Below are 24,308 nucleotides of genomic sequence, written 5' to 3'. Positions count from 1 at the left end.
CGATCAGCCGGGAAAGTACCGGATCCGGTTGATGGCGTCGCCCCGCCAGGCCATGTCGGCGAACAGTATTCCCCGTCCACGGCCGGAGTGGACCGACATCGTCACCGTTGGGCCCGCGCCGATCATCTTGGTCGACCCGCCGCCGTCCAGCTGCTCGACCAGTTCAGCGAGGTCGAGGACGTCGTGGTCGCCGAGAGTGATTGTGGCGCGCGGTGATAACGCGCGCGCGGCCGCGATCCGATCTTGGCGCGAGGCGGCACCGAGGAATGCCTCGGCGAGCTTCTTGTGCCGCGCACCCACCCGCCGGAACCCCGTCATGAAGCCGGTGGTGCCGCGCAACCGCTGATTGCTCAACAAGCCCCGCGACAGTTGCAGGGCGGGTCCGACCGCACGTGATCCGGTCCGCAGGAATTGCAGCATCATCGCGGGAAGTTCCCAATAGGCCCGCAGTTCGCCAATGCGCCACTCGCCGTTGACGTCTCGCAGGTCGTAGCGAAGGAACGCGGGAATGTACATCGTGATCGCCGAGCCCATCGCAACCTCGAGCTCGATGTCGCGCAGCACCACGGTGTCGACGACGATATCGAGGTCGCGGTGGAATTTGATGTCGCGCGGACCGATGAAGGTGTCATAAAAGTGGCCGATCTGCTCCTGCCCGGCGTGCGGCCGCGACCCGACCGGGTCCTCGACCCGGCCGTCGTCGGTGAACAACGCCACCCATCCGGCGCGGTCGTGCGCGGCGGCCGCCTGTGGCGAGCGCTCGACGGCGGCCAGGAGATGCTCCCGATCCGGCGCCAACCCCATCACGGACCCCCGACCATTTCGACGCCCGCGGTCCGCATCGCCTGGAGCGCCTCGGCGGCCGAGTCCGGCGAGACGGCCGCGGTCAGGTTGAGCAGCACCCTGGTGGACAGGCCCGCACGCGCGGCATCCTCGGCGGTCCGCCGGACGCACTGGTCGGTGGCGATGCCGACCACATCGACCTCGTCGACACCACGCTCCCGCAGCCAGTCCAACAGCGGGGTCCCGTTCTGGTCCAGGCCCTCGAAACCGCTGTATGCCGCGGCATGGGCGCCCTTGCGGAAGACCGCCTCGATCCGGCTGGTGTCGAGGTCGGGCCGCAGCTCCGCACCGGCACTTCCGGCGACGCAGTGCGGTGGCCATGACGATGAATAGTCCGGTCGGTCGGAGAAATGGTCGCCTGGCCGGACGTGGAAATCCTGGGTTGCTACGACGTGCCGGTAGCCCGACTCGCCGGCGAGGTAGTCGTTGATGGCGGGCGCCACGGCGGCACCGCCGGTCACCGGCAGCGAGCCGCCCTCGCAGAAATCGTTTTGCACGTCGACGATGATCAACGCCCTCACGCGTTTCACCCTATCGGTGTCGCCCACCACGGCGCTTCAGCTGGGCGTATGGGTGGGACGGTTTGTTCGCCAACCAGTCGGGTAATCCACCGGCCATGTTGATCCGGAGAATCGCGCGCCCGTTGCTTTCAGTGGCTTTCGTCGGCCAAGGAGTCAATTCCCTGCTCAACCCCAAATCGGCGGCCGCAGCCGCCGCCCCCGCGGTGGATGGTTTGCAGGCTTTGCCGAATTCGGTGAGCGGCAACATCCCGAGTGACCCCGAGACGGTCGCACAAATCACGGCGGCCGTTCAGATCGGCGGCGGCCTGCTGCTGGCCACCGGCAAACTGCCGCGCGTCGCCTCGGCCGCGCTCGCGTTCACGGTGCTACCGGCCAACCTCGGGGCGCACTCGTTCTGGAACGAGAGCGATCCGGAGGCGAAGGCGCAGAAGCGCCAGCAGTTCCTCACCGACCTCAGCCTGGTCGGCGGGTTGCTCATCGCGTCCGCCGACACGGCAGGCAAGCCGTCGCTCGGGTGGCGCGGTCGCCGGGCGGCGGAGCGGCTCTCCGAGCGAGTGTCGTCGGCGCTGCCCGGCTCCGACGACGCCCACTTCGATACCGACTTTTCGGAATTGGGCGAAAAGATCGTGCACGGCCTGCAGATCGGCGCCGAACGCGGTCGCGAACTGGCCAGCACGGCGGCCGAACGGGGCGCGCCGTACGCGGAGGCCGCGCTGGAACGCGGTCGTGAATTCGCCAGCACGGCCGCCGAGCGGAGCAAGCCGCTGGCCCAGAAGGCCCGCAAACGGGGCGAGGAGCTGGCCGACGAGGCGGCCGAGCGAGCCGCGCCGTTGGCGAAGAAGGCACGCAAGCGCAGCGAAGAACTCGCCGACGAAGCCGCCGACTGGGCGGCGCCGTTGGCGAAGAAGGCCCGCAAGCGCAGCGAGAAATTGGCCAAGAAGGCACGCAAGCGCGGTGAGGACCTGGCGAGCACGGCATTGGATCGCGGCGAGGACCTCGCCGACACCGCCCGCGCGCGCGGCATCTACCTCGCCGACACGGCCCGGGCTCGGGGCGGCTACCTGGCCGACACCGCACGCGAACGACTCGGTGAACAGGTCAAGACCGGCCGCCGCAAGCTTTCCTGACGGCTCACGCGTCGCCGCGCAGGTAGGCGTCGACGATGGCATCGACGCCCGGGCCGACATCAACGGTCGCGCCGGCCTCGTCGGCGCCGAGCGGCTCGAGCGCGTCGAATTGGGAGCGCAGCAGCCCGGCCGGCATGAAATGACCGGTCCGGGCGGCCAGCCGGCCGCTGATGAGTGCCGGTGAACCGGCGAGGTGCAGGAATTCGACCTGCGGGCAGTGCGTGCGCAACTGGTCGCGGTATTTGCGCTTGAGCGCCGAACAACTCGCCACGCCTCCGTCGCGGTGGCCGGCCAACCACTCCCCGACCTTGTCCAGCCAGGGGTAGCGGTCGTCGTCGTCGAGCGGTTCACCGGCCGCCATCTTGGCGATGTTGGCCGGCGGGTGCAGGGAGTCGGCGTCCACGAACGGCACCCGCAAGCGTCGTGCGAGCGCCGCTCCGACGGTCGACTTACCCGATCCGGAAACACCCATCACCACGACGGGGGCCCGTCCGCTCACTCTGACGCGAGGTTGCGGTTCCATTCCAGCCAGCCGACGCCGTTGCGTCCGTCGGCCGTCTGGATGGTCGCCCAGACTCGCGGGAACTGGCTCACCCGGCCGTCCGCGGCGATCAGACGCACCGGCGCCTGGCCGCGGACCTCGACGTCCGCAGTGATCTCGCCGGGATTGAGTGCCAAGGTGGCCCCCAGCGGTAACCCGTTGGCGCCGAACGACTCTCGTGATTCTACCGTTTCCAGCTCGGTGACCGTTCCCCGCGCGTCCTGGGAGTAGCCGATGCTGAAGGCCGGCGCGCCGGGAATCCGGATGTTGACGCCGTGCAGGTGGGTGCCGTCGTCGAGGTGCAGCGCGCTCCAAATCCAGTCCATGCTCCACCAGTCACGCACGCCCCACGAGTGGTCGCGCTGGCCGGGGGCCGACTCGACGCGGTAGCTGGCGTCACCGATGGTGACCGTGCCCGAGACCCGGCACGGGATCTCGTAGCGCGTCGTCAACCGGTATTTGTACGGGACGCCGTCGGTGTCCCACACCAAGCTCATCGTCATTTCGACGGGCGTGCCGGGCTCCCCGCGCAACAACGCCGACGGATCGGGGTAAGCCTGAGCGCGCGCGTGCAGGTGGACGCGGTAGGTCTGCAGCGGGGTGGGCGCGGCGTGGCCGAGCTCGAAGGATTCGGTGCGCACGTCCCACGGGTTCGCCGGCAGCGGTACTTGCGCGTCGACGGCCACGGTGGGCATGCCGGGCCCGCAGAGCAGCGCATGCACCCACGCCGTCTGCTCGTTGGCGATCAGGCCGAGGCGGAACCAGCCGCCCAATCCCTGTGCCGCATCGGCGAAGTCGGCATACCAGCTCTCGCTCCACAGCGGTTCGGCGGTCGGCGCGTGCGCACCTTCGTCCTCCTCCGTGGGCCGCAGGGGTTCGGGCATCTGGGCGGCGGGCAGGGTCGTCGGCGCGTCGGTGTCGAGCACGTGATCACAGTGCCGTTGCAGCATCGTCATGAACATCCGGTCGCCGCGCTCGGTGCGTTCCACCAGCATTGACGAGACGATCGCCATCATCACGCCGAAAAAGCTTTGCCTGCGAACACCTTCGGCTACGTCGGCGAGCGACAGCGGCGCCGCGGGCCCCAGCGCCTCGTGATAGGCCCGCAACAACGCATCGTACTGCTCCCGGCGATCCGGGGTGGGCAGCGCGCAGCCGAGGAAGTAGGACAGGTCGGTCAGGGCCGGACCCCAGGAAACCGTCTGCCAATCGACGACCGTCAGCGGCCGGTCGGCCCCCGCGGTGCCGAACAACAGGTTGTCCAGGCGGTAGTCGCCGTGCATCAGCCCACAGATCCGGTCGGGCGCCGACTCGGCGGCCAGGTAGCCGTCGAAGGACGCGATCAGGCGTTCGCACACCATGCGGTGCTCCGGCGCGATCTGGTCGCCGTAGCGGTCGATGAACCCGGCGTACAGCGGGGCGATCATCGCCTGGTTGAGCGGCGATTCCCGATTCAGCCACGGGGCCTCGGCCAAGGTGGTGTCGCCGAGCAGCGGCCCGTGCAGCCGCCCGAGCTCGACGACACAGAGGTGCGCCTGTTCGGCTGTCGCACCGGCGATTTCGTCCCCGACGACGGCCGGTCCGGCATCGCCCAGCAACAGATCGAACGCGCCCGTCGCGGTATCGACGGCGGCGTGGTAGCAGGGCGCTATCGGGCCGCCCAGGCGCGGCGCTATGTCGGCGTAGAAACGCACCTCGCGCTCATAGAGGCCCAGCGCCAGCCCCGTTTGCCGACTCACCGGGTCGGTCGCCGCGACCTTGAGGACCACCGACTCGGGCCTGCCGGGCGTCGCGGCGCCATCGGCATAGCTGAGCCGGACGCGGTAGCACTCGCTCATCTGTCCGGTGCCGATGCGTTCCGCCGCGAAATCGGCGATGGGCCCGGCGCCGACCATCGATTCCAGCCATGCGGCGGTGAGGTCGCCGGGTCTTTCGATGACTTGTGCGGTGTCGGCATGCATGAGGGTCAGCGTGCCAGGTCACCGCGCCAGGGAGAAGCCGTCCCAGGCAATCCGGCGGTGCGGATGTGGATCGAACTCGACGCGGCTCTTGCGGTCGAAGACCATGACGGCACGGTCGGCGGTGGTGTAGGTGGGCCAGTCGTCGCCCGGGGCGCCGTGGCGGCTGAAGGACCGCCACCGCCGCTGCACCTGGTTACTGACCCGTAGCGCGGCGCGCCGATCGGCAGCGGCGGTCAGCAGCGCGCCGAATCGGGTGCGATAGACGTCGAAAACGGCCAGCAACTCAGTGGCATGGGTGGCGCCCAGCCCCGACCAGCGCAGCGTGCGGGGGGCGTAGTCGTAGCGGTAGAGATAGGTGGGCGCGTGCGCGCTATGCGCCTCGGCGATCTGCCAGGCCGCCGACCCGAAGGCGAAGTCGCCACCGAGCTGGACGCATGCCGACGGCGCGGGGTAGTCCGGGTATGCGGACGTAATGCGTTCGCGCGCAGCCGGTTCCGTGTCGGCCAACAGTTCCTCGATCATCTCTTGATTGGTCGGCAGCATTTTGAGGAAGCGGGTGAACAGGCGCCCCTCTTCCGCATTGGTGCCTACGATGAGCGGCACCCGGTGCGCGTGCCCTCCGCGCATCGCCTCGACCGGGTCGATGGGCACAACGTCGTCGCCGGCGACCGGGCCGATCGGAAAAGCGCCCAGCCTGTCCTCCATGCCCTGGTCGATCAGCCGGTGCTGGGCGTCGACCAGTTGCGCCGGGGACGCCTGCATCAGCACCTCGGCGGCATTCTCCGGCCGCGCCCCCAGCAGCGCGGCGAAGCGCGTCGCGAATTCCGCCGCGGTCTCTTGCGACCGGACCATGCCGGCGGCCGGGCTCTCCGAGATGGCCCGGGCGAACAGCCCTTCGGCGGCGGGCACCGCCAGCAGGGTGGCGGTGATGTGCGCGCCCGCGCTCTCCCCGAAGATGGTGACGTTGTCCGGGTCGCCACCGAACGCGGAGATGTTGTCCTTCACCCAGCGCAACGCCATCACCAGGTCGCGCAGGAACAGGTTGCTGTCGATGGCGATGTCCGGGGTCGAGAGGGACGACAGGTCCAGGCAGCCCAACGCGCCCAGCCGGTAGTTCACCGATACGTACACGCAACCGCGGCGCGCCAGCGCGGCGCCGTCGTACAGCGGCGTGGCCGAGCTGCCCAGGATGTAGCCGCCGCCGTGAATGAAGACCATGACGGGCAGCGGTTCTTCGGCGGGGCCCTCGGGGGTGACGACGTTGAGGGTGAGGCAGTCCTCCCCCATCGGCTGGTAGCGGCCGACCCCGAGCATCGTGTAGCGGCGCTGCTGGGGCGCGCAGTTGGCGAAGCCGTGGCAGTGCCGCACCCCCGACCACGGTTGCGCCGGCCGCGGCGCCCGCAATCGCAGGGGCCCGACCGGCGGTCGGGCGTACGGAATGGATCGCCAGCGGTGGACGGCGTCGCGGGTGAAACCTTCCACGGTGCCGACGGTGGTGCGTGCGCGGACGGTGCGCTGATGCATAACCCGACGTTAGCGGACATGCCGGGCGTAACGCGCGCGCAGCGCCTTATTTTGCGAGCATGGCGGTTTAGCCTGACTAGATGCGGATTGCCGCGCTGCTGGCAGCGTCGTTACTCGTCGCCGGGTGCTCCCACACCGTCGCCGGCCAGTCCCAGCAAACCCATGCCCCCACGACCGCTGCGACCACCCCGTCGGGAGGCAAACCACCGGCCCCGAACGCCGCGCCGGCGGCCGGGGCCTCGATCTCCGACGTCGTCGCGTGGATCGAGGCCGGCCATCCCGCGGACCCCGGTCGCTATCACGACGCGATCCGGGACGGTGCGACCACACCGCTCGGCAACGACATCGCATTCACGGCCGCCGCCGGCAAAGCATCCTGCACGACCGATTCCAAGCACACGGGCGCCGCCCTGCTCTGCCTGGTGAGCCTGACCAACCCACCACCCGCTCCCCCGACGTCCTACGGCGGCTGGCAGGGCGGCTGGGTGACCTTCGACGGGGCGAACCTGCAGGTGGGTGCTTCGCGCGCCGATCCCGGCCCGTTCATCAACGGCAATGGCTCGGAGTTGGCGAACGGTGACTCGCTGTCATTCGGCGACTATCGTTGCCGCGCCGATCAAACCGGACTGTATTGCGTGAACTACGCCCACCAGTCGGCCGCCCGATTGAGCCCCGCGGGCAGCCAGCCGTACGGCTGCCTGCGGCCGGCGCCCGCACCGGACGGCGTCGGCACGGCGTTCAGCTGTTCGTGATGGTCGCGAACAGCTCCGCCATCTCGTCGGCGGGCCCACCGGGGACCGTGTAGCCGGCTTCGTCGCGAATCTCATCGAGATGGTCGCGCACATCCTCGATCGACAGGTCGGGGTCGTAGAAACCCTTTGTCCGGCCGATGAAGAAGCGCGCGACATGTCCGGCACCGACCGTGTAGATCTCTCCGGAAACCGGGCATTCCCGGTGCGTCAGGAAGGCCGCCACCGGCGCGACTTGCGCCGGGTCCAGCTTTTGAAGGTATTGGCCCACAAGGTCATTCAGCACCGCTTTCGCCGCCGGGTCATCCTGCGGGCCGGCGCCGTCGATCGAGTGCGTCAGCATCCGGGTGTAGGCGATCGGCGCGATGGCGTTGACCTTGATGCCGTGCTCGGCCCCCTCGGCGGCCAGCACGCGGGTCAAGCCGACCAGCCCGGTCTTCGCCGCGCCGTAGTTGCTCATGCGTTCGGCGCCGAGGATTCCGGCGGCCGAGCAGGTGTTGAGCACCCTGCCGTAGCGCTGCTCGCGCATCGCGCGCCACGCGGGCCGCGTCACGTTGAACGCACCGTTCAAGTGGACGTCGATGAGGGGTTGGAGCCATTCCCGGTCAGCGATCCACCGGTGTCGTTGACCACGACTCGGGCGCCGCGCGAGGCGAGGAGGAGTGCGTATTGTCTGCCCAAACCTCTGGCTGCACCGGTGATTACGACGACCTGATTGTCGAATCGCATGGTCGTTGTCACCAGGTGACCGGAAGCTCTTTCATGCCGTAGATGTGAGCCTCTTTGAATCTCAGTCTCTCCGGCGGCACCGCCAGCTTCAGCCCGGGTAGTCGGCGCGCCAGCGTGGCGAACGCGACCTGCATCTCGACGCGGGCCAGGTTCGCGCCGATGCATTGGTGCACGCCGTACCCGAAGCCCAAGTGTCCGCGGGTGTTTCGGTCGGCATCGAAGGATTCGGGATTATCGACGAATTCGGCGTCCCAGTTTCCGGCAAGCAGGCTCATCATGACGACCTCGCCCTCGCGAATCAGCTCACCACCGATCATCAGATCTTCAGTCGCCACGCGATCGACCTGGCTGTGCACGATGGTGAGGTAGCGCATGAGTTCTTCGACGATGTTCGCGATGGCGGCACGGTCGTCGGTTTGTCCGAGTCGCTCGAAGACTTCCGGATGTTCCAGCAGCGCAACGGTTCCCAAGGAAATCATATTGGCGGTGGTTTCGTGGCCCGCCTGCATCATGATCACCCCGTTCATGGCCGTGGTGGCACGGTCGAGTTGGCCCGTCGCCACGTATTCGGTGACCAGGCGGCTGATCAGGTCGTCTCCGGGTTCGCGTTCTTTGCGTTTCACCAGCTCCTCGATATAGGCGTACATGGCGCCGAAGGCCTGGCCCTTTTCCGCGTCGGTGGACTTCTGGTCGAGGCCGGTCGTGGTGTTGCGTTGGAAGAGTTCGAGGTCTTCGGGCGACACTCCCAGCAACAGCGCGATCACCATAGACGGCACCGGCAAGGCGAATTCGCGCACCAGATCCGCAGGCGCACCGTTGGCGATCATTTGGCCGAGATTGTGGTCGACCACTTCCTGGATGTGCGGCCGCATCGATTCGCAACGCCGGAAGGTGAAGTTGCTGGTCATCATGCGCCGGATCCGATGGTGTTCGGGGTCGTCGGTCCGAGCGAACATCACGGGGACTTTGTTGTCAGCGTCCGTAGGCATTATGGAGTCCGGGATGGTCTTCGCGGACAAGCGCGGATCGACCAGTGCCGCCCTGATGTCCCGGTATCGGCTGACCACCCATACCGGTTTGCCCTGGAAGATCGCACGTCGCAGCCCGGGTTGTTCGCGCCAGTCCGCGAACTCGGGTGGCGGCGCGAGCGGGCAGTGTCCAGGCCGGGGCACCGGTAGCACCGGTAGTTCGGCGTCAGGGCTGGCGTCGGCGGTTCCGAAAGATTTGGAAGCTGTTGACATAAGCCGCGTTTCCCATTAACTGTCAGTTGTCTGCCAGTTGTAGAGCGTAAAGCTCCCCTTGTTGGCAGTCAACTGTCAGTTAGGCTGTCACCATGACCGCGGTTGCAGACCGGCCGTTGCGGGCGGACGCGGCTCGCAACGTCGAGCGCATCCTGCGCGCGGCGCGCGAGGTCTACGGCGACTTGGGCCCCGACGCCCCGGTGGAGGCGGTCGCTCGCCGCGCGGGGGTGGGTGAGCGAACCCTGTACCGCAGGTTCCCGGCGAAGGCCGACCTGGTCCGCGCCGCCCTGGATCAGAGCATCGCGGAGGACCTCACGCCGGTGATCGACGCCGCCCGCAACGCGAAGGATCCGCTACGCGGTCTCACTCAGCTGATCGAAGCGGCTATTTCATTGGGGGCGCGCGAACACAACCTGCTGACTGCCGCGCGCCGGGCCGGTGCGCTCACATCCGACATCTCGGTTTCGCTTAACGAGGCGCTCGGCGAGCTTGCCCGAGAAGGCCAGCGCGTAGGCAGCATCCGCACCGACCTGGTCGCCGATGACCTCCCGCGCCTGATCGCGATGCTCTTCAGCGTCCTGTCGACGATGGAGTCGGGCAGCGACGGATGGCGACGCTATGTCGCACTCGTCGTCGATGCGATTTCGGTCAACGATCGACAGCCGTTGCCGCCGGCCGCTGCGCTGCGTTACGAGATCGGGCCGAATAGCTGGCCGCTCTAAGCGATTTAGTTGATGGTCACCCCGGCGTCGACTTTGAACTCGAGCCCTGTGACATATCGGGATTCATCGGATAGCAGGAACAGCACCGCGTTGCTGACATCGGCGGGTTCCACGGCCGGAGTGGGCATCGCGTTGACGAAGATGGGAATCAGGTCGGACCGTTGCTCACCCAGGAGGGGGCCGAACGACGGCGGGACCATCCCCGTGGGGACACCGGTCGGCAGCACGGTATTGACGCGAACGCTTTGTGCCGCCAGTTCGTTGGCCAAGGCCAGCGTCAGCCCGACCACACCATGCTTGGCCGCCGTGTAGGGCGTCTGCAGCGGAAAGCCCTTGATCGCACCGGCGGAGCTGACATTGACCAGGCTGCCGCCGCCCTGGTCGAGCAAGTGCGGTATCGCGGCCGCGCAGGTGTTCCACACCCCGATGAGATTGACATCGACCACCGTGCGCCACTGATCGGCGGTTGTCTTGTCCCAGGACGCCACGGTCAGCACACCGGCGTTTGCCACAGCGCCGTCGAGCCCGCCAAGCTCGCTCACGCCGTCATCAACGGCCGCGCGCAACTGCGCCTCGTCGCGAACATCGACGACGTAGCTCGTACAGCCATGGCCGAAATCCCGTACCAGGCCAACTGTTTCGGCCAGGTCGTCCTCTGTTGCCAGCGGATACTCGACCTGGGGCAAGGATTGGCAGATGTCGACCAGGATGAGGTCCGCACCCTCCTCGGCAAGCCGCAGCGCGTGGCCTCGGCCCATCCCGCGGGCGGCGCCGGTGATCAGAATGCGCTTACCGGCAACACGCCCCTCATGTGGTGTCACCCGGCTACCGCTCGTTCCACATCAGGCCGCCCATCGTCGCCGACAGCGGGATGTCCTCGACCCCGAGTAGTCCTTGGCGTGCGCGGCACACCCAGTCGATCGCATTGACGGCCCGCCCCGCCGTCGAAATACAGCCTGCGTCAGTGGAATCCAGTACCGGATGGGACACGTGGGTGTTGATTTCCACCCGCGGCTCACCCTCCACGACGACGCGGTGTACGCCGGTATGCCCCTCGGGTGGGTATTGCCAGTCGGGCGCCGCGGCCTGAGTGAGCCGGGTGACGTGCTCGAGGGTGATCACCGGCACGCCGTCACGTACGCCCTCGGTGGCAAAGCGCACCGCGGCCATTTGTCCGGGCTCCACCGTCATCATTGTGCATTCGATTCGTTCCGGCGTGTACCAGGGTTCGACGCGCTGGCGCACGTCGTCCAGTTTGATGTCGAGATTGTCCGCCAGGCTGCGGACCTGACCGCCCCACATCGACACGATCACCCCGGGCAGAAACATCATCGGCGAGTCGTCGTCCGGCTTCGACCCGAATCCCATTGCAGCACCAGTGAACTCGGCGTCATCGTAATTTCCGTAATCGAAGATCTCCTGCACGGTGATCGAGGAGATGCGGGTGGTCAGGCTGGCCGCCGAGTGCACCAACGTGTCGCCGGAGAAACCGGGGTCGATGCCGTTGACATAGAGCGAGGTGTCGCCGGCCGCACAAGCACGCTCCAGGGGCTCCCGCAGCCAATCGTCGGCGTGGCGCGGTGTGACCAGCCAGACCATCGACGTGCCGACGACATTGGTGCCCGCCGCGAGGAACTTGGCCATCTGCTCGATGGCTTCCAGCGGCCGAGTTTCGGCCTGCGACGTGTAAACCACGCAGTCGGCGCCCAGGGCCACCAGCGCGTCGATGTCATCGGTGGCGATGACACCGGTCGGTTCGTCCAGTCCGCACAACCGCGCCGCATCCTGACCGATCTTCTCGGCGCTGGCGGCGTGCACGCCGACCAGTTCGAGATCCGGTCTGCCGATGATGGCTCGCAACGAGTGCCGGCCCACGTTTCCGGTGGAGAATTGGATGACTCTGCGCACGGTTACCTTCGTCCTTCCAGCGGCGGATGATGCACCATCATGGCGCGTTCAATCGCGGCGCGGGGTCAGTAGTCGGGTATCGGCAGCGGCGAATTGTTGGAGTCGATGCCGCCGTCGACGTGGAAGGTCGCGTTGGTCGCGTAACAATCGCGGGTGCAGAGATATACCGCGAGCCGCCCCAGGTCCTCGACGTCGCCCAGCCGGTGCAGCGGCGTGGCCTCCTGCATCTTCTCCAGCGAACCGGGCATCAGATCCAGGCTGCCCTTCAGGCCGTCGGTGGCGAACGAACCCAGGGCGATGGCGTTGACGCGAATTTTTGGGGCGAGTTCCTGTGCCATAGCGCGGGTTAGCGCTTCCAGGCCGCCCTTCGCGACACAATATGCGGTCAGTGCGCGGATGCCGAACCGGGCCGAGCCCGACGAGATGTTGATGATGGAACCGTGTCCGGCGCTGAGCATGTGTGGGGCAGCAAGCTGACTCATGATGAACGCCGACGTCACGCACCAGTCGAACGTGTGCCGGAAGTCCTCGTCGGTGATGTCCAAGAACCGCGCGTAGGTCGACCCACCGACATTGTTGACCAGAATGTCGATGCGGCCGAACCGCTCCATCGCGGCGTTCACGACCCGCTCCCCGTCGGGACGACTCATCGCGTCGGCCACGAGCGCCAGCCCCTTGCCGCCCGCGGCCTCGATGCCTCGAATCGTGCCGACGATGTCCGCCTCGGTGCGTGCGGTCCCGACGACCGTGGCGCCCGCCTCCGCCAAGACCCGCGCTATGCCCGCGCCGACGCCCTTCCCGGCGCCAGTGACGATTGCGACCTGTCCATCGAGGCGGAACTGCTCCAATGCCATGCCGGGGCTCCTTTGACCATGCGTGGTAAGTGCGAGTTCAATCTAGGGAGTATTGCTGACTAAAGTCAACGATCTTGCGCGGTCGGGATCTGTGGCGGTCGGTGTGATCCGACAATAGTCAAGTTATGCAAGCCTTTTTGGCGATAACACGGCATAATGGCTGAGTTATCCTTGGCACTCTTGCCGGAGTCGGGTCAAGTGTGAGGAATTGAGATGGCTGTGACGGACCGGGTGTCGGCACGCGAAGCGAAGCGCCTGCAGACGAGGGAGCGATTGATGGGCGCCGCGATCGCCGAGTTCGCCCGCGCCGGTATGGCCGAGGCCGACGTCAGTGCCATCGTGGCCGCGGCAGGGGTTGCCCACGGCACCTTCTTTTTCCACTTCCCCACCAAAGAGCACGTGCTGCTGGAGTTGGAGCGTCGCGAAGAAGGCCGGATAGCCAAGCAGTTCGCCCAATTCTTGAAGTCCAAGCACGATCTTGTTTCTTCGTTGAACGAGGCGGTCCGCTTGGTGGTCGGCTTGGAACGTCGGCTAGGCGATCTGCTCTTCAATGACTTTCTCGCACTGCATTTCTCCCAAACTCGTCCCCCTACCGAAGACGGCAGGGATCACCCTCTGATCGTATTGGTCGCCCAGGAGATCGCGCGGGCTCAAGAATGCGGTGAGACCGATCCGGACGTCAATCCCATGAACAGTGCGGTGTTCTTTCTGCTGGGCCTCTACGCCCTGTTGATTACGACCAACCACTGGCCGACCGGCCACGCCCTGCTGGAAGACTACGTCGCGAGGACATTGCGCAGCCTGAAGCCTTAACGCGCGGCGGCACTAAGGCCGTATGACGCCTCGCAGCGGCATGAGCCCGAGTTCCTTGTGGGACATGAACCCCGGTGGAGCGTCGCAAACCGCGGGAATCGCGTTCGCGGGCCCCATCGCGGTCCAGGTATAGCCGGGCAGGGCGTAGCCGCCATTCGGGTCCCGCGCCCCCTGCAAGATCAGCTCGGTGGATGAATCGCCCTCGATCACTATGCGGTAGTGGTAATGCTGGGGCCAATCCTCTTGCGGTTCAATAGCATCGAAGGTATCCATTGTGTATATCTCATGAAAAATGATGAGAGGTCTCCCCTCGACCCACGCCGTCCATTTGTGATGCTGGCGAGCGACGGTGCCCTTCTTGATCACGCCCTTGAAGCCCGGCATGTCGCTGGTCTCCCCGCCTTCGAAGGGGATGTCCCGAGTGGCGACGCCGAGCTCCACCTCGGTCGTGTACTTGTCAACCGTTTTACCCATTCCCTCCACGACCATTGCCATCGACTGCGCGAACAATGGCCATGCTTGCCCCAGCAGATTCGGGCCATCCTCAAACCCGGCCGGATCGCTCCCCATGCCCATCTCGAACAAGTACTTCAGCGTGTCCCGCCCGAAATTCACCACCTCGTAGATGTGAATAGTGTCGATCTGACTGACGATCCGCGCCAGTGTCAGGACGAGCAGGTCGCCGGCAAAACCCGGATTCACACCACCGGCATGAAACGACGTGCCGCCCTCGTGGCAGGCGGCGTCGATCTTGTCGATGTCCGCCCGGCTGTGCTCGGTTCGATACCACCACGCGCCACCTGACGCGACGACGTTCTTGCCGCCGCGCAGCAAGCGGCACACCTCATCTGCGTCCGACCATAAGGGCGCATAGAACACGCAATCGGCATCGAGTGCCTCGACGACAGCCTTGTCGTTGGTCGCGTACACACCGGTCGGTGCTTTTCCGCACAGTTCGCCGGCGTCCTTGCCCACCTTCTCCGGACGATTGCACAGCACTCCGACCAGTTCGTAGGCAGGGTTGTGAACAAAATGACGGAGCGCGATCGTCCCGACATTGCCGACGCCCCACTGGATTACGCGATACTTCTTCTCGGCCGGCGACTTGGGTGTCATCGCTACTCCTCTTGCAGGGCCGGAACGGCTGAGTGCTCGCTGAGCGTAGGCGCGCCTTGAAAGGTGTGTCAACGATTCAGGGCTGACTTTTGTCAGTAATAGCCCGCCGGAGCTGCAGCTTCAGCGGGGGCAGTTCGCTCGGATCTAGCCGCTGAACCGGCTAATGGCACTGTGCAGCAGTCGGGACCAAAAGATCAACTCCAGCCTTCAGGTGGCGGTGTCGCGGCCTTCTGCTGACTGTAGTCAGCCTGTTATAGTGCGGAAGCCGATCCAATCGGATGGAGGGTTCGTGAATCTGCCGAAACTGCGACAGCGTGATGCCGGCACTGGCACGGGAGCCGGGCCAGGTGGCGCTGCCTCACCGGGGCTGACAATCGACGAACACATGGAGCGGTCGCAATACGCGCAGCGTCAGGCCGACAAGTGGCTTATCTCCGGCAGTCTCCTGATCGGCACCGCCGCCCTCGGCGTCTTCGGCCTGCCACTGTTCCTCTGGGGAGTGCGGTTACTGCGCAGAGCCCAACGGGATGGGCTTTCCGTCCGTCCAATGCTGGTCACGTTGCTCGGCTACCTGGTCATCATCGACGCCGCGATCAACACTGTCGGATGGGCACTCGACCTGGTGGCAAGCCATACTCTGCTGGCCCGTGTGCTGCTGAACGGGTGGGGCAACATGTTCGACGCCGGTTACTTCTGGCACTACAACGAACTCTGGGTCGGCGGCGCGGCCGGTCCTGGCGAAAAAGCCATGGAGGTCGGTCTCATCCTGACGGTCTTCACCATGCGAATCGCGGCGGCGATCGGCTTCCTGCAGATGAAGCGATGGGGCCATCAGTGGATGGTCGTCACCTGCTGGATGGGCGTGGTGATTTGGATTACCTACGTCTTCAACATGACCATGTTCGCCGACGTGCGCTTCGCCGGCGTCGTACTGCCGGTCGTCGGCTGGTGGCTCTACGACATCTTCTACATCACCCCGTTCCTGGCAATCCCCTATCTGCACACCGTCAACCGCGAACTCTTCTCCGACTGACATGCGCGACGTGGAATCCAGTCGACAAGCCGATCGCCGGGGAGTCTCGCTGTACCGAGAAAGTTTTCGAGATCTCAGCACGCATCGCATGACTACGTCACCGAGGAGGTCAAATCGTGGACTATGTGTGGGAAATCCTTCGCTACGTCGCCGCATGGGGCGGCACCGGCCTGATCATCTGGTTCTGGTATTGGCTGTTCTCCAACATCGGTACGTTCTGAACGGTGGACCGGGCCGCCGGAACGCATGGGATGCCCCTGATGGCTGAAGATTCCGCGGCGATGGCCCTGGAACGGAGCTGCTCCGTGACGGCCGTCGCGCTCAGTGAGCAACGTCGCGAGGGCGTCCGGCTCGTCACCGGTGACCGGCGTTGCTTCGGTCTGAATGCCGCGCTCACGTTCGTTCATGTCCCCTACCCCGCGACCCGCCTGTCGAACCCCGGCTGGACACGCAGAGCCCTGACATGCGGTGTGGCCCTTCAATGTTCGCCGTCGAAAGAACGTATCACCGAATACCGCCTGAACGAGTTGTCCGCTCGCGAGCTGCGTGCGCTCACGATTGTCGAAGCCGGCGTCGCGCTTGGCTGGATAGCATCGCGATGGCCGGGCCTGCTGCCCGAGCTGCAGCGGCTGCTCCCGGAGATCGATCCCGAAGCCGGCGATATGGCCGCGGAACACATGCTCGACAGGGCAATTGCGTTGGCAGCCAAAGAGCAGGCATTGACGGTTCATCCACTGCTGGGCAATCTGCCGCTGGCTTACACGATGCCGCAGGGTGTGACCGACCGGTTGCGTCGCAGCTTCGGCAGGATGCCATGGACGACAACGCAAAAGCGCCTTCCGCGGCCGTACTCGGTTCCCGTCGGCGGCGACGGCGGCGTCCGCAATCCCAACCTGCCACCGCCGAGCCGGCCCCAGGACAACGATTTCGACGTCACGCCAGAACACCGGCCCGGGATTCCTTACCCCGAATGGAACATGTGGACACAGCGATTCATGCGCGATCACGTCGCCGTGATCGAGCGTGCAGACGCCCGGCGCAGTCGCCGTCCTGTGCCAGTAGCCGTCGACGTACGGAAGTGGTTCGAAGAACACACCCATCGTGCGATGACAAATCGCCTCGAGGACGGCTCCGACCTCGACGTCGACCAATACGTCAACCACTACATCGACCTGACCACCGGCGAAGCCAAGGAGCCGAAGATATTCCGCGAGTTGCTGCCCAGCACCCGTGACGTCACGACGGCCGTACTGCTTGACGGCAGTTCCTCGCTCGGGGTGCACGGCGGGCGAATCTTCCGACTGGAATTGGCCTGTGCCGACGCGCTTTCGCGCGCCATGACACTGGCGCGCGAGCGACACGGCGTCTTTGTGTTCACCGGCAATACCCGCCATCGGGTCGAGGTCCATTGCCTCAAGGACTTCGAAGACCGCCGGCTCGTGGCTCCAAGCGGGCTTGGCCTGTCCACCCGCGGATACACCAGGCTCGGCGCGCCGCTGCGCCATTTGACGAGCCGACTCCTGGCGCAGCCCTCCGAGCGTCGGCTGCTGATCGTCATCGGCGACGGCCTGATCTCCGATGAAGGCTATGAAGGCCGGTACGCCTGGGCGGATGCCGCGCACGCCGTCGAGGAGGCTAACGACGCCGGCGTGTCGACGTACTACCTCGGGGTCGGACCGACCCGGGTTGATCCCCTTCCCGAGGTGTTCGGTCCCCGACGGTCGCAACGAATCCAACGTGTAGAGGAGCTCCCGAGGGTGTTGGCCCATGTCCATCGTGAACTGGTCGCCGCATGAACGCTGCCACCGATCTCTATTTCGCCAACGGCAACGAAGTTCAGCTGTTCGAGCAGGCCTTCCGCCAGCGCATGCCCGTGATGCTGACCGGCCCAACGGGATGCGGCAAGACACGTTTCGTCGAGCACATGGGCCTGCTGTTGCAACGACCGGTCGTCACCATCAGTTGCCACGACGACCTCACCAGCTCCGACCTCGTCGGCCGCTTCATGGTGACCGGTGGCGACGTGGTGTGGACCGATGGCCCGCTGACCCGGGCCGTGAAAGCCGGCGCGATCTGCTATCTCGACGAAGTCGTCGAAGCTCGCCACGACTCGCTGGCCATCCTGCATTCGCTCACCGATCACCGGCGTGCGCTGTACCTCGACCGCGCCGGCGAAGTCGTGACGGCACCGGACACCTTCATGCTGGTGTGTTCCTACAACCCGGCGTATCGCAGCTCGCTCAAGGAGCTCAAACCGTCGTTCCGCCAGCGGTTTGTCACACTCGCGATGAGGTATCTGTCCCCCGAGCGCGAGGCCGAAGTGATTGTCGCCGAGGCCGGAATTCCCCTCACGACGGCGCGGCGGTTGGTCGAATGCGCGGTTGCCATCCGCACGGCCGACGAAGCCTTTCACTTCGAGCCGCCGTCGACCAGGGTGTTGGTCACGACCGCGCACCTGATCGCCGCCGGCGCAACCGAATTGGATGCGGCCGATGCGTGCATACTCGCGCCACTGAGCACCGACGGCGCAGTCACCGACGGACTTCGTGAAGTCGCGGCAGCCAGCCTGGCCGCCACCGACGCCCCGAGCGCGACCCCATGAGAAAGGAGCCCGGCATGGACCAACAGGAACAGAAGCGCAAGAGGGCGCTCATCGTCTTCCAGATCTTCATCTACGGCTACCTGCTGGCGATGTTCGGCATCCAGCTGTACATGTCATTCGCCCGAGGGTGGTGGGACCTGTGAAACCTGTTGCCGCGCAGGCAACCGGCTCGGTCAGCTTCGAGGATCACCACGACGAGTCCCGCCAGGCACAGCGCCGCGCCGACAAGTGGATGATCGTCGGCGCGGCATTGATGGGCATGTGGGCGCCGGGCCTGATCGGATTCCCCATCTTCATGCGCGGGGTGTGGCTGCAGCGCCAAGCGCTGCGCGCCGGCCTGTCGGTGCGGCCCATGATCGTGACGCTGATCGGTTATCTGGTCCTCATCGACGGAATGCTTAACAGCCTGGGCTGGGCCCTGGACCTGGTCGCCAACCACACGTTGATCAACCGGGTCCTGATGGTGGGCTGGGGCAACATGTTTGATGCGGGCTACTTCTGGCACTACAACGAGCTCTGGGTCGGCGGCGCGGCGGGACCGGGCGAGAAGGCCTACGTGGCCGGGCTGATCCTCACGGTGTTCTCCATGCGGGTCGCCGCGGCGATCGGGTTCCTACAGATGAAGCGGTGGGGCCATCAGTGGATGGTCGTCACCTGCTGGATGGGCGTGGTGATCTGGTCCGCCTACGTCTTCAACATGACCATGTTCGCCGACGTGCGGTACGCCGGCGTCGTATTCCCGGTCATCGGCTGGTGGCTCTACGACATCTTCTACATCACCCCGTTCCTCGCCATCCCCTACCTGCACACCGTCAACCGCGAAATCTTCACCGACTAGGCCTCAAGGAGCTGTGCCATGACCGCACCGTCGCCCACCGAAGAACAAGAACCGACCACGGATCTCGAGCCGGGTACCACGCCGTACTACGCACGCATGCACAAATGGATCAAGCGGGCCGTCTTGGTATGCCTGGTGGCACTCGTGCTCGAAGGTGCGTTCACGTTGCCCTTCATGGCCGTCTATTACGGCTACCCCACGCTTAGCCTCACCCAAATCTGCAGCGAGCTGCTCAAGATTCGCTACTCCAACGACACCCTGGAGTGCAAGTATCCGTACCCGCCCTTCGGGCCGCCGGAGGGCGCCGAGGGCAAGGCCACCGCGCAGGACGTGTGGGGCATCCAGCCGATACCGAAATACCACAGGCTCGGGTTCCGCGAACTCGTCAAGATCCACAACGATAGGCTCGCCCGCCAGGCCGCCCAACAGCACGCAGGGTCACACCCTTGACGTACCGCGTCGTCCAGTGGACGACGGGAAACGTCGGCAAGAGTTCGGTGCGGGCGATAGCCGCCAATCCCACACTGGAGCTCGTCGGGTGTTACGCCTGGTCGCCGGAGAAGGCCGGGCGCGATGTCGGCGAGCTGTGCGGAATCGAAACCCTCGGCGTGAAGGCCACCAACGACGTCGAGGCGCTGCTCGCGCTGAAGCCGGATTGCATTATCTACAACCCGATGTTCGCCAATGTGAACGAGCTGGTTCGCATCCTCGAAGCAGGTATCAACGTGGTGGGCACGGCCGGGTTCGTCACCGGCCATTTCCTCGGCGAGGGCCGCGAGCGGATCGCGCGGGCGTGCGAAGCGGGCGGATCGAGCATCTTCGGCACTGGCATCAACCCCGGCTTCATCCAACTGTTGACCATCGTGTCCGCGGGGCTCTCCGACCGGGTGGATAAGGTTTCGGTGCTGGAATCCTTTGATACCACGATCTATAACTCTCCGGCGACCGAGATACCCATGGGCTTCGGCTATCCGATCGATCAGCAGGACCTCCCGGCCGTCACCGAGAAAGGATCCGGCATCTTCCGCGACGGCGTGTTACTGCTCGCCGACGCCCTCGGCGTCGAGCTCGACGAGGTCCGTTGTCAAGCCGAGTACGCCCAGACCACGGAGGATCTGCACCTGCCCGGAGGCTGGACCATCGCGAAGGGTTGCGTCGCCGGCATCCACGTTCGCTGGACAGGGATACTGGCTGGTCGAGAGGTCATCGAAATCGGCGGCCAATGGCGAAAAGGACAGACGCTGGAACCGGATTGGCCGCTGGACATGGGTTACACGGTCGAGGTGCAGGGCCGCCCGACCATCAGAACCACGCTGAGTTTCCTCCCACCGCCGGACTTTGACGGTACGACGTTGGACGACTACATCATGCTGGGCCTCACCATCACCGCAATGCCGGCGATCACCGCGATACCCGCCGTCATCGCCGCGCCGCCCGGCATCACCACCTACACCGACCTACCGCTGCTCCTTCCGCGCGGAGTCTTGACAACCAGTTGAACAGAAAGCCGGGCCATGACCGCAAAGCAAGAACCGTCGCTGCATCATGTCGTCTTCGCCGTGGCCCCGGAACGACATGCCGACGCGACGCAGATGTTCAGCGATCTGGGATTCGCCTTCGAGCCCCTTCAGCTGACCGAGCTCGGCTTGGACATCCACCTCGACTGGAGTCGGGGTATCGAGCTGATCAGCCCGATACCCGGGTCGACCGGGCAGGTGGCCGGCGCGGTGGCTGAGTTCCTGCAACGTCACGGCGACGGCGTGTACACCGTGGTGATCGGAGTGCCGGACGCCTCTTCTGCTGACGCTGTGGCCGAGCGCTACGGTGCGACAGCTCGATTCCGGCAGCACTTCGAGGGCGAGGGCTCCTACCTCGACGAAAACGACGTATCGATCCTGGGCCTGCCCCTGACGTTCCTGGCGACCAACATTCCGTGATTGGAGTAGCACCGTGACCGTCAACACCGCACCAGCGAGCGTCTTCGACGCCGATCTACCGACGCTGCGCTACGACGTTACCGACACGCCCCAGGAGATCTATCCACAATTTCGGGCCGCCCAGCAGGTGGCACCGATCGCGCTGGGTCCCGTGGGCCCGGAGGTGCTCTCCTATGAACTTGCCCGAACCGTCCTCGGCGACCCGCGATTCGTGATCCCGCCGGGTATTCACCTCACCGCCCACGGTGTGACATCGGGTGAGCTCTGGGATCGTGTCGTTGCCAGCATCCTGTGCATGAACGGCGCCGCGCATCGCCGGTTGCGCAGCCTGGTGTCGAGGGCATTCACACCCCGGGCAACCGCCCGCATGGACGAAACGATCCATGCGGTCATCAATGAGCTCGCCGACGCGGTTGTCGCGGAAGGAAGTTGCGAGTTCGTGGAGCAGATCGCGCGCCCATATCCGATTCCAGTCATTTGCGCTCTGCTGGGTGCGCCACGGGAAGATTGGCAGCTGTTCTCGAAATGGGCAGAGGACATCTTCAAAGTGGTCAGCTTCGACTGCAATCTCGCCGAGGAGGAGCCTAAGGTTCTGAAGGCCTGGGACGCTTTCGATGAATACGTCGACGCGATGATCGCCAATCGACGCGGGGCGCTGACCCACGACCTACTCTCGGAACTCATCCGGGCAGAAGATCAAGGCGATCGCCTCGACGCCGGTGAAGTCAAGATGCTGGCGTTCAGCATCCTGCTGGCCGGAACCGACACCACCCGAACGCAGTTGGGCGCCTCGATGCAAGTATTGTGCGAGCACCCAGAGCAGTGGGCGTTGCTCCGCGACAAGCCCGAGCTCGGAATGAGAGCCGTCGAAGAAACGATGCGCCACTCCCCGTCGATGTGCAGCACCCTGCGCAGTGTCACCGATGACGTCACAGTCGGTGACTACACCTTCCCGGCCGGCACCTTCATCATCGTGAACACCTATGCCGCCAACCGTGATCCGTCGATCTACGAGGACCCCACCCGCTTCGACATCACTCGCAACGATCCGCCGCCCATCTTGACCTTCGGTGGTGGAGCTCACTACTGCCTGGGCGCAAATCTTGCCCGGCGGGAACTCTCTGAAGCGCTCAAGATTCTTTCCCGCCGCCTGACGCATCCGCGGTGCACCGAAAAGCCGCCGTGGCGGCCACTTCTCGGCATGAGTGGGCCCACGCGCCTACCGCTCGAGTTCGATACCTGAAGCGCGATAGGTGGGGTGCCAGAAGCTCAGTTGTGCGGCGAGATGCCGCACATCAGTGTGTCTATCAGTCCGTAGTAGCGTTCGGTGGTTTCATGGGCTGATGTCGTAACGCTGAGCATCCGGTAGAGCGTGGCTCCGATTAATGCGTCGGCGGCGGCTTCGACGTCGGCATCCCCCCGAACCTGGCCCACCGAGATTCCGACGCGTAACCGATCTGACACTGCATCCTGGAAACGGCTGGTGAGTTGGCGGTATAGGGTGTCGCGGTCGCTCAAGTCTTCAGCAGCGGCAGCAGCGAGAGCGCGGATGAGGGCGACGTTCTCGGCAGCCGAACCGATTTCGGCATACGCGCGCATCCATGTTCTCAAGTCCTCGACCGTGTTTCCCGTGTCCGGAAGCGCGAAGTCGGTCTGGTCGTAGGCCTGCATGACCGCCTCGGCCACCAGGGGACCTTTTGACGGCCAACGTCGATACACCGTTTGGGTACCCACGCCGGCGATAGCGGCGACCTTGTCCATCGAGACTCCGCTGTAGCCGGCTTTGACGAGAAGCGACCGGGTGGCTTCCAGGATCGCCTCGTGCACAGCCGCGCTCCGTGGTCGTCCCCGCCGGAATTGGCTCACATAGAGAACCTAGAGCAATTGCTCGACGTCGCGCCTAGGCAACGGCACCACGATGTGTCACGATTAACGAGAAAATTTATCTCGTAATTGATACTGGTCGTCGCCGACGGGCGTGCGTCTGATCGTGAAGGTGGATACATGCGCGAGCTGTGCGTCATCACCGGAGGCGCGGGTGGCATGGGACTGGCCGCGGCCAAGATCGTCGGGCAAGACCGGCTGGTCGTCGTCAGCGATGTCAGCCCTAGCCGGCTGGAGGCGGCGTCAGCCGAACTTCAGAGCCTCGGCATCGACTGCGTGGCGGTCGACTGCGACGTGACCGACCGCTCTTCGGTCGCCGAGCTGATCGCCACCTCGACATCGTTGGGCTCGGTGACCTCGGTGATCCACACGGCGGGTGTCAGTCCCAGCATGGGCGATGCCGAGCACATCCTGCGCATCAACGCGTTGGGCACGGTCCATGTCAACGAGGCGTTCCTCCCGCTGGCGCGTGAGGGGTTCGCCATCGTCAATGTCGCGTCCATGGCCGCGCACATGTTCCCTCGGCTGCTCATCCCCAAGTGGCGGTTCAAGGACGCTCTGCGCAACGAGGACCGCTTCATGGCGAAGGTGACCTCGGCCTGCAACATCATGCCGACCGGAATGCGCCCCGGTTTGGCGTACTCCATCAGCAAGAACTTCGTGACGTGGTACTGCGCCTCTCAAGCGGCCCGATTCGGCAGCCGCGGTGCCCGGATCGTCTCGGTTTCTCCGGGCAGCATCGACACCGAGATGGGCAGGTTGGAGGAGCAAGCCGGATCGGGTGCGATGGTGAAACTGGCCGCGTTGAAGCGCTTTGGAAAGCCCGAGGAGGTCGCCGAAGTGCTGGCTTTTTGCGCTTCGACCAGAGCCGGCTACCTCACCGGTGTGGACATCGCCTGCGACGGTGGCGTTCTGGCGGCGTTCACGCTCAAGAACATGATCGCGACCGCGCGCAACGCGTAGCCCCGCGAAGAAGGACAACATCGCCATGGCGGACATTGACACTCGCGGCGAACGCGCACGCCGAGCGCTTGGCCTACTGGGCGGCCTGATCGGCGTGGCGCACTTCCTCGTTCCGTGGATCTTCGATCCCTTCAATCGCCTCGGTTTCCCCCACCACGCTCGCACTTTCACATACGTCAACGGCGCGATCGAAACGGCGCTCGGCGTTCTCATGCTGCGCCCGCACACGCGTCGACCAACGCCCATATTGTCCGTTTGCTACATCACCTACTTGACGATCAGCATCCTTCGTACCCAACTCCGCACGCGACGCGGCGACGGTCGCCCAGTTCAGCGATCAGAATAGGAACGACGGTGTCGATCACAGAGACCGCCCAGAAGGCGACCAAAACCCTCAGACCA

General features: G+C 65.3%; 26 protein-coding genes and 1 pseudogene. 15 read left to right on the top strand and 12 right to left on the bottom strand.

The genetic code is table 11. From position 1 onward, the window contains the following. Positions 1 to 3 precede the first annotated feature (3 nt). Positions 4 to 804 (bottom strand): ketosteroid isomerase family protein, encoded by an 801-nt coding sequence (locus A5750_RS00980; protein WP_067260711.1) that lies wholly within the window; start codon positions 802 to 804, stop codon positions 4 to 6. Next, a complete protein-coding gene (gene pncA, locus A5750_RS00975; RefSeq protein ID WP_082948140.1) occupies positions 804 to 1,364 on the bottom strand; it encodes a pyrazinamidase PncA in 561 nt (186 codons plus the stop codon). Before pncA ends, A5750_RS00980 begins: the two co-directional genes overlap by 1 nt. A gap of 95 nt (positions 1,365 to 1,459) precedes the next feature. On the opposite strand from pncA, the gene A5750_RS00970 reads away from it, so the two are divergent. After that, positions 1,460 to 2,491 carry a DoxX family protein gene (locus tag A5750_RS00970; protein ID WP_067260707.1) on the top strand — a complete coding sequence of 344 codons (1,032 nt, stop codon included), beginning with the start codon at positions 1,460 to 1,462 and terminating at the stop codon, positions 2,489 to 2,491. A gap of 4 nt (positions 2,492 to 2,495) precedes the next feature. On the opposite strand, the gene A5750_RS00965 is transcribed toward A5750_RS00970, so the two are convergent. From A5750_RS00965 to A5750_RS00955, 3 genes are read right to left on the bottom strand one after another with little or no spacing between them, the layout of a single operon-like run. Then, entirely contained in the window at positions 2,496 to 2,990 is a 495-nt protein-coding gene (locus A5750_RS00965; protein WP_066948886.1) for a gluconokinase, read from the bottom strand. Next, a complete protein-coding gene (locus A5750_RS00960) occupies positions 2,987 to 4,993 on the bottom strand; it encodes a phosphotransferase (protein ID WP_067260704.1) in 2,007 nt (668 codons plus the stop codon). Before A5750_RS00960 ends, A5750_RS00965 begins: the two co-directional genes overlap by 4 nt. 18 nt (positions 4,994 to 5,011) lie before the next feature. Next, positions 5,012 to 6,517, bottom strand: coding sequence for a carboxylesterase/lipase family protein (locus A5750_RS00955; protein WP_066948895.1), 1,506 nt, complete (start codon positions 6,515 to 6,517; stop codon positions 5,012 to 5,014). Between the two features lie 80 nt (positions 6,518 to 6,597). On the opposite strand from A5750_RS00955, the gene A5750_RS00950 reads away from it, so the two are divergent. Then, positions 6,598 to 7,269, top strand: coding sequence for a hypothetical protein (locus A5750_RS00950; protein ID WP_066948897.1), 672 nt, complete (start codon positions 6,598 to 6,600; stop codon positions 7,267 to 7,269). Here A5750_RS00950 and A5750_RS00945 read toward each other — a convergent pair. Both A5750_RS00945 and A5750_RS00940 read right to left on the bottom strand, forming a co-directional pair. Next, positions 7,256 to 7,995, bottom strand: a pseudogene (locus A5750_RS00945) (SDR family NAD(P)-dependent oxidoreductase). The gene A5750_RS00950 and the pseudogene A5750_RS00945 sit on opposite strands and share 14 nt — an antisense overlap. Positions 7,996 to 8,003: 8 nt before the next feature. Beyond that, entirely contained in the window at positions 8,004 to 9,236 is a 1,233-nt protein-coding gene (locus tag A5750_RS00940) for a cytochrome P450 (protein WP_067260699.1), read from the bottom strand. A gap of 92 nt (positions 9,237 to 9,328) precedes the next feature. Between A5750_RS00940 and A5750_RS00935 the strand changes: the two genes are divergently transcribed. Next, a complete protein-coding gene (locus A5750_RS00935; RefSeq protein WP_067260695.1) occupies positions 9,329 to 9,958 on the top strand; it encodes a TetR/AcrR family transcriptional regulator in 630 nt (209 codons plus the stop codon). Positions 9,959 to 9,963: 5 nt separating this feature from the next. Here the strand turns inward: A5750_RS00935 and A5750_RS00930 are convergent, their stop codons facing one another. The 3 genes from A5750_RS00930 to A5750_RS00920 all read right to left on the bottom strand — a co-directional run bounded on the left by A5750_RS00930 (position 9,964) and on the right by A5750_RS00920 (position 12,720). Beyond that, positions 9,964 to 10,779: a mycofactocin-coupled SDR family oxidoreductase gene (locus A5750_RS00930; RefSeq protein WP_067260692.1), complete on the bottom strand. Its 816-nt coding sequence runs from the start codon at positions 10,777 to 10,779 to the stop codon at positions 9,964 to 9,966. Between the two features lie 4 nt (positions 10,780 to 10,783). Beyond that, complete coding sequence (locus tag A5750_RS00925) at positions 10,784 to 11,866, bottom strand: dihydrodipicolinate reductase (RefSeq protein WP_067260688.1); 1,083 nt, start codon at positions 11,864 to 11,866, stop codon at positions 10,784 to 10,786. A 65-nt stretch (positions 11,867 to 11,931) separates the two neighbouring features. Then, complete coding sequence (locus A5750_RS00920) at positions 11,932 to 12,720, bottom strand: SDR family NAD(P)-dependent oxidoreductase (RefSeq protein WP_066948915.1); 789 nt, start codon at positions 12,718 to 12,720, stop codon at positions 11,932 to 11,934. Between the two features lie 213 nt (positions 12,721 to 12,933). On the opposite strand from A5750_RS00920, the gene A5750_RS00915 reads away from it, so the two are divergent. Continuing rightward, complete coding sequence (locus tag A5750_RS00915; RefSeq protein ID WP_067260686.1) at positions 12,934 to 13,533, top strand: TetR/AcrR family transcriptional regulator; 600 nt, start codon at positions 12,934 to 12,936, stop codon at positions 13,531 to 13,533. A gap of 12 nt (positions 13,534 to 13,545) precedes the next feature. Here A5750_RS00915 and A5750_RS00910 read toward each other — a convergent pair whose 3' ends face one another. Beyond that, a complete protein-coding gene (locus tag A5750_RS00910; RefSeq protein ID WP_067260684.1) occupies positions 13,546 to 14,649 on the bottom strand; it encodes a dihydrodipicolinate reductase in 1,104 nt (367 codons plus the stop codon). Between the two features lie 385 nt (positions 14,650 to 15,034). On the opposite strand from A5750_RS00910, the gene A5750_RS00905 reads away from it, so the two are divergent. From A5750_RS00905 to A5750_RS00870, 9 genes are all read left to right on the top strand, one after another. Continuing rightward, entirely contained in the window at positions 15,035 to 15,682 is a 648-nt protein-coding gene (locus A5750_RS00905; protein ID WP_197505325.1) for a hypothetical protein, read from the top strand. Positions 15,683 to 15,942: 260 nt separating this feature from the next. Next, positions 15,943 to 17,478, top strand: a complete 1,536-nt coding sequence (locus A5750_RS00900) for a nitric oxide reductase activation protein NorD (RefSeq protein ID WP_067260892.1) — start codon at positions 15,943 to 15,945, stop codon at positions 17,476 to 17,478. Next, positions 17,475 to 18,284, top strand: coding sequence for a CbbQ/NirQ/NorQ/GpvN family protein (locus A5750_RS00895; protein WP_067260681.1), 810 nt, complete (start codon positions 17,475 to 17,477; stop codon positions 18,282 to 18,284). Before A5750_RS00900 ends, A5750_RS00895 begins: the two co-directional genes overlap by 4 nt. A gap of 14 nt (positions 18,285 to 18,298) precedes the next feature. Then, positions 18,299 to 18,427 carry a hypothetical protein gene (locus tag A5750_RS26500; RefSeq protein ID WP_255360743.1) on the top strand — a complete coding sequence of 43 codons (129 nt, stop codon included), beginning with the start codon at positions 18,299 to 18,301 and terminating at the stop codon, positions 18,425 to 18,427. Continuing rightward, positions 18,424 to 19,122 (top strand): hypothetical protein, encoded by a 699-nt coding sequence (locus tag A5750_RS00890; RefSeq protein WP_066948930.1) that lies wholly within the window; start codon positions 18,424 to 18,426, stop codon positions 19,120 to 19,122. Before A5750_RS26500 ends, A5750_RS00890 begins: the two co-directional genes overlap by 4 nt. Before the next feature lie 18 nt (positions 19,123 to 19,140). Next, positions 19,141 to 19,572, top strand: coding sequence for a hypothetical protein (locus A5750_RS00885; protein WP_066948933.1), 432 nt, complete (start codon positions 19,141 to 19,143; stop codon positions 19,570 to 19,572). Further along, positions 19,569 to 20,621: a dihydrodipicolinate reductase gene (locus A5750_RS00880; protein WP_067260677.1), complete on the top strand. Its 1,053-nt coding sequence runs from the start codon at positions 19,569 to 19,571 to the stop codon at positions 20,619 to 20,621. The genes A5750_RS00885 and A5750_RS00880 overlap by 4 nt, the downstream gene beginning before the upstream one ends. Positions 20,622 to 20,636: 15 nt before the next feature. After that, entirely contained in the window at positions 20,637 to 21,059 is a 423-nt protein-coding gene (locus A5750_RS00875) for a hypothetical protein (RefSeq protein WP_067260672.1), read from the top strand. Between the two features lie 13 nt (positions 21,060 to 21,072). Then, entirely contained in the window at positions 21,073 to 22,302 is a 1,230-nt protein-coding gene (locus A5750_RS00870) for a cytochrome P450 (RefSeq protein ID WP_066948946.1), read from the top strand. Positions 22,303 to 22,328: 26 nt separating this feature from the next. Here the strand turns inward: A5750_RS00870 and A5750_RS00865 are convergent, their stop codons facing one another. After that, positions 22,329 to 22,886 carry a TetR/AcrR family transcriptional regulator gene (locus tag A5750_RS00865; RefSeq protein WP_231989081.1) on the bottom strand — a complete coding sequence of 186 codons (558 nt, stop codon included), beginning with the start codon at positions 22,884 to 22,886 and terminating at the stop codon, positions 22,329 to 22,331. Between the two features lie 177 nt (positions 22,887 to 23,063). On the opposite strand from A5750_RS00865, the gene A5750_RS00860 reads away from it, so the two are divergent. Together A5750_RS00860 and A5750_RS25085 are read left to right on the top strand one after the other, a co-directional pair. Continuing rightward, complete coding sequence (locus A5750_RS00860; protein WP_067260664.1) at positions 23,064 to 23,906, top strand: SDR family oxidoreductase; 843 nt, start codon at positions 23,064 to 23,066, stop codon at positions 23,904 to 23,906. Positions 23,907 to 23,931: 25 nt separating this feature from the next. Next, positions 23,932 to 24,252, top strand: coding sequence for a hypothetical protein (locus A5750_RS25085; protein ID WP_082948139.1), 321 nt, complete (start codon positions 23,932 to 23,934; stop codon positions 24,250 to 24,252). The last annotated feature ends 56 nt before the right edge of the window (positions 24,253 to 24,308 follow it).

It is taken from the genome of Mycobacterium sp. 852002-51613_SCH5001154, assembly GCF_001667425.1.
In the GTDB taxonomy this organism is placed as follows: domain Bacteria; phylum Actinomycetota; class Actinomycetes; order Mycobacteriales; family Mycobacteriaceae; genus Mycobacterium.
Note: the sequence above shows the minus strand (reverse complement) of the source record. Positions and strands in the feature narration are given on the sequence as shown.

What these genes read in the sequence shown, in the direction of transcription:
- A5750_RS00905 (WP_197505325.1), top strand. Translation starts at nt 15,035, where the DNA reads ATGGAGCGGTCGCAATACGCGCAGCGTCAGGCCGACAAGTGGCTTATC.
- A5750_RS00895 (WP_067260681.1), top strand. Translation starts at nt 17,475, where the DNA reads ATGAACGCTGCCACCGATCTCTATTTCGCCAACGGCAACGAAGTTCAG.
- A5750_RS00860 (WP_067260664.1), top strand. Translation starts at nt 23,064, where the DNA reads ATGCGCGAGCTGTGCGTCATCACCGGAGGCGCGGGTGGCATGGGACTG.
- A5750_RS00910 (WP_067260684.1), bottom strand. Translation starts at nt 14,649, where the DNA reads ATGACACCCAAGTCGCCGGCCGAGAAGAAGTATCGCGTAATCCAGTGG.
- A5750_RS00935 (WP_067260695.1), top strand. Translation starts at nt 9,329, where the DNA reads ATGACCGCGGTTGCAGACCGGCCGTTGCGGGCGGACGCGGCTCGCAAC.
- A5750_RS00900 (WP_067260892.1), top strand. Translation starts at nt 15,943, where the DNA reads ATGGCTGAAGATTCCGCGGCGATGGCCCTGGAACGGAGCTGCTCCGTG.
- A5750_RS26500 (WP_255360743.1), top strand. Translation starts at nt 18,299, where the DNA reads ATGGACCAACAGGAACAGAAGCGCAAGAGGGCGCTCATCGTCTTCCAG.
- A5750_RS00955 (WP_066948895.1), bottom strand. Translation starts at nt 6,517, where the DNA reads ATGCATCAGCGCACCGTCCGCGCACGCACCACCGTCGGCACCGTGGAA.
- A5750_RS00885 (WP_066948933.1), top strand. Translation starts at nt 19,141, where the DNA reads ATGACCGCACCGTCGCCCACCGAAGAACAAGAACCGACCACGGATCTC.
- A5750_RS00915 (WP_067260686.1), top strand. Translation starts at nt 12,934, where the DNA reads ATGGCTGTGACGGACCGGGTGTCGGCACGCGAAGCGAAGCGCCTGCAG.
- A5750_RS00970 (WP_067260707.1), top strand. Translation starts at nt 1,460, where the DNA reads ATGTTGATCCGGAGAATCGCGCGCCCGTTGCTTTCAGTGGCTTTCGTC.
- A5750_RS00950 (WP_066948897.1), top strand. Translation starts at nt 6,598, where the DNA reads ATGCGGATTGCCGCGCTGCTGGCAGCGTCGTTACTCGTCGCCGGGTGC.
- A5750_RS00980 (WP_067260711.1), bottom strand. Translation starts at nt 804, where the DNA reads ATGGGGTTGGCGCCGGATCGGGAGCATCTCCTGGCCGCCGTCGAGCGC.
- A5750_RS25085 (WP_082948139.1), top strand. Translation starts at nt 23,932, where the DNA reads ATGGCGGACATTGACACTCGCGGCGAACGCGCACGCCGAGCGCTTGGC.
- A5750_RS00920 (WP_066948915.1), bottom strand. Translation starts at nt 12,720, where the DNA reads ATGGCATTGGAGCAGTTCCGCCTCGATGGACAGGTCGCAATCGTCACT.
- A5750_RS00960 (WP_067260704.1), bottom strand. Translation starts at nt 4,993, where the DNA reads ATGCATGCCGACACCGCACAAGTCATCGAAAGACCCGGCGACCTCACC.
- A5750_RS00875 (WP_067260672.1), top strand. Translation starts at nt 20,637, where the DNA reads ATGACCGCAAAGCAAGAACCGTCGCTGCATCATGTCGTCTTCGCCGTG.
- A5750_RS00940 (WP_067260699.1), bottom strand. Translation starts at nt 9,236, where the DNA reads ATGTCAACAGCTTCCAAATCTTTCGGAACCGCCGACGCCAGCCCTGAC.